This window comes from Flavobacterium azooxidireducens (genome assembly GCF_023195775.1).
Taxonomy (GTDB): domain Bacteria; phylum Bacteroidota; class Bacteroidia; order Flavobacteriales; family Flavobacteriaceae; genus Flavobacterium; species Flavobacterium azooxidireducens.
Genome location: NZ_CP096205.1, coordinates 712359 through 726262, shown reverse-complemented (window position 1 = coordinate 726262; position 13904 = coordinate 712359). Strand labels below are relative to the sequence as shown.

13 protein-coding genes and 1 tRNA gene are annotated in these 13904 nt (G+C 31.5%); 4 read left to right on the top strand and 10 right to left on the bottom strand.

What is annotated here, in order from left to right; translation table 11 throughout:
• Positions 1-144 precede the first annotated feature (144 nt).
• From M0M57_RS03260 to M0M57_RS03250, 3 genes are read right to left on the bottom strand one after another with little or no spacing between them, the layout of a single operon-like run.
• Complete coding sequence (locus M0M57_RS03260; protein ID WP_248435333.1) at positions 145-1152, bottom strand: glycoside hydrolase family 53 protein; 1008 nt, start codon at positions 1150-1152, stop codon at positions 145-147.
• Between the two features lie 2 nt (positions 1153-1154).
• Positions 1155-2237: a glycoside hydrolase family 53 protein gene (locus tag M0M57_RS03255; protein ID WP_248435332.1), complete on the bottom strand. Its 1083-nt coding sequence runs from the start codon at positions 2235-2237 to the stop codon at positions 1155-1157.
• Between the two features lie 9 nt (positions 2238-2246).
• On the bottom strand, positions 2247-3302 hold the full coding sequence (locus M0M57_RS03250; RefSeq protein ID WP_248435331.1) for an aldose epimerase family protein: 1056 nt from the start codon (positions 3300-3302) through the stop codon (positions 2247-2249).
• A gap of 103 nt (positions 3303-3405) precedes the next feature.
• On the opposite strand from M0M57_RS03250, the gene M0M57_RS03245 reads away from it, so the two are divergent.
• From M0M57_RS03245 to M0M57_RS03230, 4 genes are all read left to right on the top strand, one after another.
• Positions 3406-4404, top strand: a complete 999-nt coding sequence (locus tag M0M57_RS03245; protein WP_248435330.1) for a GntR family transcriptional regulator — start codon at positions 3406-3408, stop codon at positions 4402-4404.
• A 413-nt stretch (positions 4405-4817) separates the two neighbouring features.
• Positions 4818-6470 carry a sensor histidine kinase gene (locus M0M57_RS03240; protein ID WP_248435328.1) on the top strand — a complete coding sequence of 551 codons (1653 nt, stop codon included), beginning with the start codon at positions 4818-4820 and terminating at the stop codon, positions 6468-6470.
• 20 nt (positions 6471-6490) lie between these two features.
• The gene (locus M0M57_RS03235) at positions 6491-7138 is read left to right on the top strand and encodes a response regulator transcription factor (RefSeq protein WP_248435326.1); all 648 of its coding nucleotides are present in this window, start codon (positions 6491-6493) and stop codon (positions 7136-7138) included.
• Positions 7139-7693: 555 nt separating this feature from the next.
• Positions 7694-7766: transfer RNA gene (locus M0M57_RS03230), tRNA-Met, on the top strand.
• A gap of 312 nt (positions 7767-8078) precedes the next feature.
• Here the strand turns inward: M0M57_RS03230 and M0M57_RS03225 are convergent.
• The 7 genes from M0M57_RS03225 to M0M57_RS03200 all read right to left on the bottom strand — a co-directional run bounded on the left by M0M57_RS03225 (position 8079) and on the right by M0M57_RS03200 (position 13903).
• Positions 8079-8279, bottom strand: a complete 201-nt coding sequence (locus M0M57_RS03225) for a YqaE/Pmp3 family membrane protein (RefSeq protein WP_248435324.1) — start codon at positions 8277-8279, stop codon at positions 8079-8081.
• A gap of 7 nt (positions 8280-8286) precedes the next feature.
• Positions 8287-9504, bottom strand: coding sequence for a PDDEXK-like family protein (locus M0M57_RS03220; RefSeq protein ID WP_248435322.1), 1218 nt, complete (start codon positions 9502-9504; stop codon positions 8287-8289).
• Positions 9505-9637: 133 nt separating this feature from the next.
• Entirely contained in the window at positions 9638-10141 is a 504-nt protein-coding gene (locus M0M57_RS03215) for a hypothetical protein (RefSeq protein ID WP_248435320.1), read from the bottom strand.
• Between the two features lie 229 nt (positions 10142-10370).
• On the bottom strand, positions 10371-11099 hold the full coding sequence (locus M0M57_RS03210; protein WP_248435318.1) for a hypothetical protein: 729 nt from the start codon (positions 11097-11099) through the stop codon (positions 10371-10373).
• 2 nt (positions 11100-11101) lie between these two features.
• On the bottom strand, positions 11102-12028 hold the full coding sequence (locus tag M0M57_RS03205) for a hypothetical protein (protein WP_248435316.1): 927 nt from the start codon (positions 12026-12028) through the stop codon (positions 11102-11104).
• Positions 12029-12329: 301 nt separating this feature from the next.
• A complete protein-coding gene (locus M0M57_RS16785) occupies positions 12330-12530 on the bottom strand; it encodes a DUF7149 domain-containing protein (protein ID WP_456071405.1) in 201 nt (66 codons plus the stop codon).
• A 296-nt stretch (positions 12531-12826) separates the two neighbouring features.
• Positions 12827-13903: a hypothetical protein gene (locus M0M57_RS03200; protein ID WP_248435314.1), complete on the bottom strand. Its 1077-nt coding sequence runs from the start codon at positions 13901-13903 to the stop codon at positions 12827-12829.
• Position 13904 lies beyond the last annotated feature (1 nt).

Sequence of the window (13904 nt, the reverse complement as noted above, 5' to 3'; positions counted from 1 at the left end):
GTTTTTTTGCCACGGATCTTACTGATTAAACTGATTGGTGCTGATTTATTTTTTTATTTTTGAACATATAAATAATGTGAGTTTTAGGTCGTTTCACTCATTGGTTTTTTTTCGCCACGGATTTTACTGATTAAACGGATTTTATTAGTCTTTAAACGCATCCAAAGCAGGTGAAGGTTTTCCGTCGGGAAGCCAAGCACTCAAGTTGTATTTGCTCCAGCTTCTTGCTCCTTGTGGTTCCCAGTATAAAACGCCTAAGCCTTTGTTATTTGGTACATTTTTAACGGCTTTGATGGTAGCTTCTAATAAGGCTTTCGTGTTTTCGATTTTATCATCTTCGCCACCAACTTCCACTACCATCACTTCTTTGTTGTATCGTTTTACTAAATCGTTGAGGTTGAATTCTAGATTAGCTATCGTTTCGGTATAATCTTTTTTTACCCAAAATGGATAATAGGAAAGTCCAATTACGTCATAACGCACTTTTTGAGCGGTTGCATTGTCATAAAACGTTCTGAATTTTTGGATGTTATCGCCTTCATCCAAATGCACTATTACTTTGATGGATTTGTCTACTGCTTTCACGGCATCATAGCCTTTGTTCAATAATTTGCCTAGTTGAACCCAATTGTCAGTGCTTCCATCCGGCCAAAGCATTCCGCCCGGTATTTCGTTGCCCACTTGCACCCATTCTGTTTTAACGTTGGCTTTTTTTAATGCGGTCATTACCTCAAATGTATGATCGTAAACTGCATCAGCCAATTTATCAAACGGAAGGTCTTTCCAAGCGGCAGGTTTGTTTTGTTTGCCGGGATCTGCCCATGAATCTGAATAGTGAAAATCGATCATAATTCGGAAACCCATTTTTTGTGCTCTCAATGCAAAAGCAACGGTTTCTTCTTTGCTGCAATGACCACTTTGTGGATCATTTGAAGGATTGACAAAAACACGTAGACGAACAGTGTTCATTCCTCTGTCTTTTAATAATTGCAATGCATCTTTTTTAGTGCCATCCGTATCATAAAATTGATAACCGGTTGCTTCCATTTGGGGTAGCCAACTTACATCGGCACCTTTTGCAAATTCCTGAGCGTTACTTTTTGGTATTGATAAAAGAGCAACGAATACGATTGTTAAAACTATTTTTCTCATAATTAATCTTGGTTAAATACGGCAATTGCCGGTAGTACTTTGTTGTTAAAATCCCATAAGGCTTGGTTTTCCCACGAGGAGCCGTTGGGCGATTCATCACCTCTAAAAGCAATCCATTCTCCACCCCAATAGGCAAATCCGATACCGCTTTCGGTTTGTTGAATTACATTTTTAATGGCTAGCATATAATTTTTTTGACCTTCCGGTGTTGCCGGATAGGCGGGGATAATTTGGTCTTCTAATCCCACCACATTATTTGTCCAATCATTCCAACCTAATGTAAACGGATAGGATGTTTCGGCAACAATAACTTTTTTGTTATGGGTTTGTCCTAAGGAGTTGATGGTGGAAGTTAATTCAGAAAGATTTTTTCCGTGCCAAATCGGGTAGTAGGAAACGCCGATGTAATCATAATTAATCGGACTCATTTTATTGAAAAACCAAGTTGATCCGCTACCAATTCCGGCGTAATGAAGCATTATTTTTGTGGTTTCTGATTTTGATCTAATAGCAGCACTTGCTGCAGAAAGTAATTCTAAACATTGACTTTCATTATCGATGAGGTGACCATTTGGCCATAAAAAACCACTGTTGATTTCGTTTCCGATTTGAATGATATCGGGTTGAATTTCGGTCATAATGGTTTCAGTATAGCTGATTACTTCGTTTTTTAGGTTTGTGAAGGATAGACTTTCCCATTCTGCAGGTGTGCTTTGCTGACCCGGATCTGCCCACGTATCGGAGTAATGAACGGAGAGCCATACTTTCATTCCGGCTTGTTTTACTCGCAGAGCAAACGCTTTTACTTGATTAAAACTTGATTGATTGTCGATTGGGTTTTTCCAAAGACGAATTCTTATCGTGTTACAGCCTGCATTTTTTAATGTAGTTAACGCATTTTCAGCTTGGTTTGCACTGTTGAAATAGGTTGTGTTTTCGCTTTCAATTAATGGTAAAAAAGACATGTCTGATGCTCTGATGAAATTGTCTTCCGGAATAATGGGTTCATTTTCAGGTGTTTTTTCGTCATCGGAACAATTAATCAATAATAAAAATATTGGAAGGAATAAAAGCAATTTTTTCATAGTCTTGGATTAAATGTTTTCGAAGGCAAAAATGGTTTGATGGTAATATTGTTCTCCTTTTTTTAGAACGATAGAAGGAAAATGAGCATGATTTGGTGAATCCGGATGATGTTGCGTTTCAAAGCAAATACCGCTGTGAGTATGATAATCGGCATTTTCTTTTCCTTTGAGTAGACCGAAGCAATTACCACCCACATAAATGTGCACACTTGGTTGGTTGGTGAAAACACTCATTTTCAATTGATTTTGTTTGCTGTATAATGAGGCTGCAATTCTGTTTTTTTCATTCAAAACAAATGTATTGTCAATGGATTTCGGACATTTTTTTTCTTCTGAAAAGTCGAAAGGGCAATTGGCTACATTTAAAACTAATCCGGTTGGAATGTTTTCTTCATCGGTTTCCAACATTTTGGAGGAATTAACAAACAAGGTTTGATTGCTGATGTTGTGCTGATGTCCTTCTAAATTGAAATAACTGTGTTGCGTTAGGTTTACAATGGTGTCCTCTGTACTGAATGCGTTGTATTCCACAATTACTTGGTTGGATTCTGTGAGCATGTAGGTTACTTCAACGACCAATACGCCTGGAAAATTTTCTTCTCCATTTTGGCTTGCATATTCAAACGTAATGGAAGGGAAATCGCCATTGGTGCGTTTTTTCATCTTCCACATTTTTTGTCCGAACCCTTCTTTTCCACCATGTAATTGATGATTTCCATGGTTTTTGGTCAGGAAAATTTCTTTATCATTCAACAAAAAAGATCCTTTATTTATCCTTCCTGCTACTCTCCCAACAACGCAACCAAAGTAAGGAGCACTTGGTAAATTATATGATTTGATGTAGTCTTCTACGTTATCAAAACCCAAAACAACATCTATTTTATTGTGGTTTATTGTTGGGACTTTTATGGAAGTTATGGTTGCACCATAGTCCATTACAGCCAATTCCATTCCTTTTTTATTGGTTAAGGTATAACAAAAAACTTCTCTCCCATCTGAAGTCATTCCGAATGATTTCGTTTTTTCAGGATAGTCTAATTGAGAAATATGTTTTTTTTCTATCATTTTTTTATAGATATATCAACAAAAGTAGGAAAGTTATTTTCGATCACATACCAGTGCCTACCAGTTTTTGATTATCTTGCCACCAGTTTTTAAACTACTCTTTATGAAATTGATTGTTGTTGACACTCAGTCGGGAATTCCGAAATACAAACAAATAATTCAATCTATAGAAATTGCCATTGCGGAGAATCGACTGCAAAAAGGCGACAAACTTCCGTCTGTTAATAAAGTAAGTTTAGAATTTTCGATTTCGAGGGATACTGTTTTGTTGGCTTATGATGAGTTGAAAAAGCGAGGCATTGTGTTTGCCATTTTAGGAAAAGGTTATTACGTAAAAAGTGTTGAATTTAGTTTTGAGCAACGTTATTTTGTGTTGTTTGATGAATTAAATGCCTTTAAGGAAGATTTGTATACTTCTTTTTTGGAAACGATTGACAATAGGGCACAAGTGGATATTTATTTTCATCATTTTAATTTGGTGATGTTTCGAAAATTAATCAATGAAAGTAACGGCAATTATTCTAAATACATTATTATGCCAACCAATTTGAAAGGAGCGGCTTCCATTATTAAAACATTGCCCAAAAGTGATGTTTATATTTTGGATCAAACCAATGAAGAATTGAGTGATTATCCTTCGGTGCATCAAAATTTTGTGAAAGATATGTATTCTTTATTGTTGGAAGGAAAGTCAAAAATTGATCTGTATGAACAAATGATTTTAATTTTTCCCGGTCAAAAGGAACCGCTTGGCATGGTGGAAGGTTTTGAAAAATTTTGTTCTGATTATCACTTTTTACATCAGGTTATCTCGCATTTTGAATCACATTTTATGAAAAAAGGAACAGTTTTTGTAATTCCAAATGATCGACAATTAGTGGAAGTAATTGAATATGCTAAGGCACAAAATTTTAGATTAGGGCTTGATTACGGGATCATTTCGTATAACGATACTCCTTTAAAAAAAGTGGTTGAAAACGGCATTACGACCATTTCTACCGATTTTAAAAACATGGGAAAATCGTTGGCTGAAATGATTCTTACAAATCAAAAATTTCAACTTGAAAATGAGTGTAAATTAATCGTAAGAAAATCACTTTAAAATGACAATAATTGGATTTTTTTTACTAATTTAAACACTTGAAAACAAAGAACAAATCGTTTTTAGATCATTAAAAATCGACGAAATGTGTAGAATTAATTCTACATAACATTATTTAATTGTTCTACAGGCTTTTGTAGTTTTATTGGTATTTTTACCAGATGTAAGCATTGTTCGTAAAATCTTTTTTAAGTAGGATGGCTATGTGAGTTATCTGTGTTTTAAATATCTGTTTTTTAAGTTTTTAGGTATTTTTTTTTAAATAATGATTTATTGATTTTTTAGAGGACAGAAGTATAATTTTTTAACCAAATTCAACATTGAACAAGAATTTTTTTGATCGAATAGTTTCAACGCTATCTTCATCTAAGCACAGAAAGGCTACCCATTTAATTTTGATTGTATCCATCATATTGTTACAATTAATAGTCTTGTTGTTGTGGTATAATGAATCGGTAAACGAGAAAAAGCTAGATAAGTTTAATGAAGAAATTCATTATGCCGAAAGCTCAAATTCGTTAATTGATAATGCCAGTAATGATTTTAATGAAGCTCAAATTAGTTTGCAGGATTATCTTCAGTTTAGAGATGTTCAGTCGTTGGAAAACTATTTTTCTCTTTTAGATAAAATGACTTCCCAATTGGATACTGTTCATTTTACTACCGATGAGAATGAAAAATTAAAGCGAACGGTTAATCAACAAAAATACCTTCAGTATGCTGTTGATAAATTGAAATTTAGCATCGATTCTATTTTTAAAAACCCAGAAATTTATTTGGTTGATACGGATGGAATTCCTTTAAAATTGAATAAAATTAATTATAAGGATATTTTAGACAGTGTAGAAGTAGAATCGCATTTGGAAGCCGACAGTTTGGCCCGAAAAGGATTGTTTACAAGAGTAATGAATGCTTTATCCGGTAAGATTGAAATTAAAAAGGAGACCTTGAAACAAAAAGTTACCATGAAATATGGCAAAGTAGAGGAGTCCGGTTCGGTAGAAGAGCAGTTTGAAAATGTTTTTGAGAATTCTGATAAGCATTATCAACAGCAGTTTCAAATCATTAAAAGCAATTATGAAAAGCTTCGCAAGCGAGACGCTATGCTTATTGCTGCTAATAGAAATTTATCTGATCAGAGTAAAGCATTGTTGGATGAGTTTAGAAATTATTTTTTAAGGTTAGGAACCGAAAGTAAAGAAGGGTTTAATAAACAGCTCACGACCAATCAAACTATTCGCTTTTATTCTATTTTAGGCATCGTACTTATTATGTTAGTGTTATCGGTTTTATTGTTTTTCTTTACTCAATTAGCCTTTGAAAACGAAAGAAAATTGCTGTTAGCTCAGGAAACAATTCAACAAAACCTATCTTTTAAAAATAAAATTGTTGGCATGTTGAGTCATGAGATTCGTTCACCTTTGAGTTTGATTTCGATCTACAGCAAAAAAGTGAGTAAAAAGATTGAAGATGCAGACACGAAAGAAGTGTTTAAAACAATTCAATTTACTACAAATTCTTTATTGGTTATGGTGAATCAGGTATTGGATTTTTCTAAAAATGAAAACACACATTTGGTTTTAAACAAAAAAGAGTTTGATTTAGAATCGGAATTAAATCAGATAATAAACAATTTGAGCACATTGGTTGAAAACAGTGGGAACGTTTTAGAAGTTCAATCCAATGTAAACGAACGTTCTTTGGTTAACAGTGATGCAACTAAAATTCATCAGTTGTTATATAACATTGTTGGTAATGCCAATAAATTTACCGACAATGGCATAATTAAATTAACCGTTAATTCTCAGAAAATAAACAACAAGCAATATCACTTGAATTTTATGGTTCAGGACAATGGAAGAGGGATTTCGGAAACCGACTTGAAAATTATTTTTGAAGGTTTTTATAAAGGAATCAATTCTACTCAAATTAATGATGTTGGTACCGGATTGGGGCTCAATTTGTGTAAAGAAATTGTTGAGTTGTTTGGTGGAACCATTACTGTTGACAGCAAACCCATGCAGGGTACAAAAGTTGCGTTTACTATCCTTGTTGATAGTCTATAACCCTACTTATCAAAACAACTATGGAATATAATCAAGAAATTAACTTTTTATTGGCCGATGATCATACGGTGGTTAGACAAGGAATGTCTATGATTGTTAAAGAGTTGTATGAAAACGCCACTGTTTTTCAAGTTGAAAACTTTGTCACTATTTTAGAAGTACTAAAAAATCATCCTATTGATGTTCTGATTTTGGATATCAATTTTCCGGATGGAAATAGTATTACTATTGTTCCGGAAGTCAAAAAGCTATATCCTAACATAAAAATCATGATCTTTTCGGCTTTTGATGAATCTATTCATGCTCTTCGTTTTTTTAATGCAGGAGCCAATGGCTATTTGAATAAGTTGAGTGAAGAGGAAGAAATCAAGCAAGCTATTGCTACCTTGGTTAACGAAGGAAAATTTATTAGTGCCGTAACTAAAGAAAAGATTTTGAATTCTTATTTATTAGGAAAAAAAATAAACCCCATAGAACATTTATCCGGTCGAGAAATTGAAATTGCTCGCTTATTGGTAAAAGGTTATGGCAATCTTGAAATTTCCAATGCGTTGAATATTCAAAAGACCACCGTAAGTACTTATAAAAAGCGAATTTTTGAAAAACTACAAATCGACAATCTCGCTGCATTAATAGAACTGTTTACCTTTTTTAATGAGAAGGTTTAAAAATTATTTTTTGTAGAACAAGTTCTACTTAAATTGATAGTTTGTACTACACTCTATTGCTTTTTTTCGTTTTACATTTGTATCAGACAGTAAGGATAACTACTGTGTGCCTGTTAGACGTTTGTAATTAAAAAATTAATATAAGCCAATAAAAGTTTACTAATTTTCAGACAGAATATAAACGTTTTATTTGAGTAAAAGCAGATCGTCTGAAAAGTAAATTTTTTTGAGAAAGAATTGTAATGTTTTCTATAAGTGTTGCAAGTATTTAGTTGAATTTGGAATACACCCTGCACGTTTCAGGGTGTTTTTCATTTATATACCTTTCGTTTATGGTTTAGAGGTCAAAGGTTTACCCCGATTTGCAACGCTTACCCAATAGAAAACATAAAAATATCCGCAATATACTTGCTTTTTAGAATAATCGTTGTATATTTGCACTCACAAATCGCGGGATAGAGCAGTAGGCAGCTCGTCGGGCTCCTATCCGCCGAGGCGAACACAGGTTCAGAGTTTATTAAGACATTAGCGAATTTATAATTCGAAAACATACATCGCGGGATAGAGCAGTAGGCAGCTCGTCGGGCTCATAACCCGAAGGTCACAGGTTCGAGTCCTGTTCCCGCTACTAAGGAAACCTCATCATCTGATGAGGTTTTTTCATTTTAACGGGTTGGAGGGCTCATATCCGCCGCGGCGGACACAGGTTCGAGTCCTGTTCCCGCTACTAGGAAACCTCAGTTAACGCTGGGGTTTTTTATTTTATAGCATTTCTGTCTTGACTACTTAATGAATGGAACACGGATATGCCGATTGCATCGGATGGATTAAGTGGATTGACGCAGATTTTTGATTCGCTTTGCGAAAGCAGATTTTCACGGATTTGTGAGTGCCAAATTCGTGGCATGCATTTCAAACTTTGTAATTTTACTGTTCTTTTTTAATTCCGCTTCATCTCCTTAATAATTTTATTCGTTCTCCTATCCGCATACATCCGATTCAACGCCGTAAATGCCCAAATCACGGCAGGAATCCAACCAATGATGGTGATTTGTAGAATTAAACAAATGATACCCGAAAGTATTTTTCCTTGTAAAAGTAAGGAAAGCCAGGGGAGGAAGAAGGCGATGACGTAACGCATAATGAAATTAAATTTTAATAGTTGAATTTATAAATTCCAATATTTTTTCATAATTGTATATGTTGAAGCTAATAAACTCTTGTAAATTATCTGTCAATCTTTTTTCAACATCTTTAGGATTAATTTGAATTGAAATCAAATCATCAATTGTTTTAAAACTAAAGTTTTCCTCATTTTTCCAAACTATAGAAAATTTACCTAATGCTTGATTAATTTTTAACTGGCGATGAACTTCTTCAAATGGAAGATTTCTATGTTTTAAATTTGCAATAATTCCATAAGTTATTTCACCACCCTTCGTATTATATCTAGTATAAAAATAAGCATTATTGTTCTTTTGATGCATCAAAATATAATAATAAGGTTCATGAAAATCTGAAGGTGCTTTTTCAATTATCCAATTTGGAAAATGCTTGATTAAAGTAAGTATATAATTTTCCCAAAATTCTAAAATCACATTATTTTTTGCCTCTTCAAAATGTGAAACTATCATTTGCGATTCTCGTAAATTCTGTTTGATAAGTGCTTTTACTTCCATTTTATGATCATTTGGTAATTGATTTGTGAGCGAATTGATGAGATATAAATATTGATTTAGCGTTTCTCGAATAACGGGTTTGTTAACCATTTCTTTAATGCATTTTTCCAACCAATTTTTGATTTCAACTTTATAGGAAATGCATATAAATTGATTAGTAACCGATAAATCGTTTTTAGAATTAGTCGAAGGTTCTTTTCCGTCTAAAGTTAAATAGAGTAGAGGTGCTTTAGAATTAAATTTTGAATAACGAAGTAATTGCTTCTCCTGATCGCCAGCATTAATTTTATTTTCTATAATAATTTCATTTTTCCCATCATATAAATAAATGTCTAGTCGACCGCCATAATCTTTAATTAAATCAACTTTTCCTGCAAATTTTTCAATTTTTAGATATGCTTTTTCTGTTTGAAAGTTACTAATTATTTGATTTCTAATATCATCTTCAAAACTCTTATTAAATTTATTTCTGATTTCATTGATGAATAATTTCAAAAAAACATCTTTTTGACCGTGTTTTCCTTTTACATTTAATAGGTTTCCGATAATGGCAGAATGAATTAGTTCATTAGCCCGAACACCCAAAATATCAAATACGTTATAATGCTCTCCCGATTTTTCAGCAAATTGATCATACTTGTTTTGAATGATTTCAAGTTGTTTGAGTAAGAGATTTAGTTGATGCATTTAGGAAATTGAAATATTTTTAATTTTTTAGAAAAGGCAATAGGATGTTTTGAAAATAAGATATGGGTATGGTTGGTTTTTTTAATTTGTTGCTATGAAGTTAGGAGAATTCTAGAGGCTTGTTTTTTTGACTCTATTTTCGAATTCTTATTCCTTGTTCTTGTAATTTTAAAAGTTCGAGGGTTTCGGACATATTTTTTTCTTGAGAGGAACAAAAATCTATTAAATCGTATTGAATAACACGTTGAATACTTTCGGCATTATTAGAAACAGATTTTATCTTATGAAACAACTCCTCTTTGAAATTACCTTTATTAAAATCTTCTTCGTTTCCACAGATTACTTTATGAACCAACCAATTTCTTTGCTGTAAAAAATCGTTTAAAGCATCTTGCAAAGAAGAATTATAAAGTTTCTCTCTGATAGCAATTTTAATGGCTTGACCAAAAGTATAACACTGGTTTTGCTTTAAAAATTTATCAGCTCGTTCTTTAGTTTCTTTGGGATTCATTTTAAGAGTTATCGAATGACTTAAAGCTTGTTCAGCCATTTGAGTTTTCAATAATGCTTCTCCAAGAAAACAATACAAATTTACTTCGCTGTCATTAGCCGGTATTTTTTTAAAATTATCATTCATATTTAGTTACGTTTGTAAAATTTAGAATAACTAATAAACACTTAAATTCAACCCACAATGTAAGGTCTACCAATTTTTCTAAACACAAATTTGATTAAAAATAACTAAAAATTTTGAACTATCTTAATTTTATAGTGTTACTTCATAAAATACCGCAAAGTCTGGGACGTTTGCGGAGCATTTCATAGGGTATTTGTTCTGAACACTTTGCGTAGCGGACTGGAGCTTTTTATGCTACTGTTCTTATGGCTATAATATCAGAAATTAACCTGTCTAATATTGCATCAATTGAAGCTTTTAAAATTGGTAAATTTATAAAGTAGCCTGAGCCAAGTAATTCAGTTGGAGTGATTCTTTTTAACTCATCTATTGAAATTAATTGAGCTATAGTTACTTCATGTAATATAGAATAATTATTAATTTCATGATTAAAATAGTTTATCAACCCTTGATTTGTTCCTTGTAAAGTTGAAATATCCCAATCACTTAATTTTAAATATTCATCATGATTATATAAAAACCCTCTAATCACTTTAATACAAAAACCTACACAAGTTGTAATGTCATGCTGAGTGTTAACTAAAAAACTCTCTTTTGTAGTTGAGTCATAATATGAATCATTAAAAATAAAACCATAAACAGGTGAAACACCTATCTCTATTAATTTTTCACAATGCCCCAAAAAAGATTCAACTTCTAAATGGTGAATGCAGTTTAATTGTTTTAAGAAAATAGCTTTTTCGATTAATGGAATATCTAATTTTTCCAAAACCACATCTTTGGCTGTATAATGAAAGTAGCTTAATTCTTCTTCATAACAGATAACTAAACCAGAATGATAACATAAACCATTTTCATCTACTTCAACTGAAATAGCAACAAAATCGTTTGTTAAATCACAAGTGTTTATGTCTAACAATTCAGGTTTTAAATCTTCTAAATTATAATTTTCAAACATAATTAATAAGCTTTTCCTATTTTCTTAGACAATAATTTTTCAACATCAGATAGAATATCACCTAAATATTCATCATTCTTAAAGGCTTTGGAAATGACAAGGATTGTTCTTAAATATGTAACATGTGAAAATTCATTTAGAAATAATCTAATAAATTTCTTTGCACCAGAATAATTTTTTTGATTATAAAATTGTTCAAGTTTATTGCTGACAAAATGGAATTTTTGAGTTCCAGATTTATCCTTTAATTCTGTATAAAAATCTTTAAATTCATTGAAATACCCTTCAGATGTTCCTACATAAATATCACAGAAATTGTATTCCATAGAATCTTTTTTAGCTTTAGCATGTGCAGAAATTTTAATATTCTCATATAAAAATGCCCCAACATCTTTTGCTTGTTTCTCACTACATTGAATAGTGTAAGTTGTATTATTTGTAAATAAGTGAAAATTTGGTTTTTTACCTCCATTCAACTCTAATTTACCACTAAAAAATTCTAAATTAAAATTATTTTCTGTAACATCCGAATTTCTCTTACTTCTAAATTTTTGAGTAAATAAAGGCTTTATAGACTCAACACCTCTATTTGACTTATATGAAATATCATAATCCTCAATAGATTCTAAATTTTTGTAAATAATATTTAGACTATTTACATACTTATTTAATCTCTGAGGAGAACCATCAGCTGCATCTTTAATCTTATTGTAAACAACTTGCAAGTTGTTATCTGAACCAATAATTTTTTGAACAGCACTTCCTTCTTCTAAACCAATTTTTAAGTTTAAATCTTGTTCAAATTCAACTATAGCAATGAGTGCATCCAAAATCTCTCTTATTGATTTTGATGCATCCAAAGACATACTTCCTAATGAAATGTCTCTACCTGTTGAATCTTTTTTTAATTTAATTTCTATTGAATCCATCTTTGATGGTAAAGTGTTAATTTACAAAATTACTATTTTTTCTTATTCTTTTTGTCCTTTTTGTTAAAATAAAGATTTACCAATGAGAAGTTTTCTTTTGAACTTTTAAAATTTTATGAATATCACTTTTTAAAATACTATTGATTAATTCGATAAAATCTTGTTATAAATATTCAAAATCAATTTTATCAATAGTTAGAACTTCGTTTTTCATTTTTATTATTCTAACTCCCCTCCACAATCCCAATCTCCTCCTTACTCAACCTATACAACTCATAAACAATCAAATTAATTTCCCGTTCTAAAGAAGTCTTGGGCAACAGCTGTTTTTTGCTTCTTTTCCGGTATGGATTACTAAATCATTACGCCCTTTGGTATTGATAAAATAGTTGGGCGAATAATAGGTGTTCTTCAAAAAATCGGATATTAGATTTTTATGAAACTCTTCAAATTCACCTTCTTTACTACTGTCGAGCCTCTGAATTAAATGGTGTTTAAACAATTCAATCCCAGAGCGGTTAGGTTTAATTTAAAAAAAAGCTTTATTAAGTGCTTTGCGTGGTTCTATAAGCATGTATGAAATAAAATTTATTTCTCAAATCTATTAATTTTAAACAACTTTAACAATATAGTTCCGCAATATTAAATGCGAAACTAGATTGCTAAGGTAGAAAGTGATTTTTGATGTTCTTTACGGATTTCCGTAATTGGTTGAATCTGCTTGATTGCGATAAAAAAAAACGTAAAATATTTTTTATGGTTTAAAGAATTTGCTTAAAAGAGATTTTTTTTAAATACTTACCAAGTGATTGTATTTTTTTCATTTATACCCCATTTGATACCAATTATAGTGAGCAAATCTTGATTAGATTCCGACTTGAAATTCTTTCCAAAACCACCTACTACATAAAAACTATCATTAATTTTATATTGAATATTCCCTACTGAACGATAGTCGGAGTAATCTCCATTTCTAGTGATATATTCGTAAGCTATTGAAAATTTATTGATTTCAAATTTTACCTTACCTCCGTTATCAAAAAAATTAGTATTGTCTTGATAATTATCGTTTACGGCATTATACACAGATTTATCATTGATATATCGTGTGAAAAGATAGGCATTTATGAAATGTTTCTTCTTTTTGTCTTTACTCGTATTCAAAGCAAAAGTTAGGGTAGACCATACACCAATTCTATCTTGTTGATTTACATCAAATGTGTTGGTCGGAAATAATTGGCTGTATGCGGCAGCGGCATCTAGTGTTAGTAAAGGTTTTTTCAAGATATCGGCAAATTCATCATCAAATTCAAGTTTTATTTTTTCCATTCGCTCCAATTTCAAAGTTGAAAAATCTGGATCACTCATATTTTTTCCTTCATCAATCAATTGAGAATGAGCAAGATTAGAAAGTGTAGCAATACTTTTCTTGAAATTTTGATAGGATTTTGATAAATTAGCATTACTTTTTGAGTATAGGGTAAATAGATTAATATTTAAACCAATTGCAGCAGTTGTTATACTATCAGTTTGATTTAAAGCACCGGATAAATTTAGTCGATGAATTTTTCTCATTGTAAATTGTTTTAAATCTAAAGTGTCATCTCCTAGACCATAATATTCTAATCCGGTAATATTTTTATATGACTTATTTATAAAAAAAGTATACTCAAAGGATATTCGGGAGAGATTTTCAGTATTCAAACTAAATTCTTTTATGTTAGGATTTGATGACACTATAGTTGCTGTATTATCTAACAATGACAAAGAGTTAGGATTTGAAATTTCTGCACTCTTTACATCTGAACTAATGGAACTATTTTGTGCATTTGAAATAACAAAAAAGAGTAGTGGTATTATTAGTATATTTTTCATA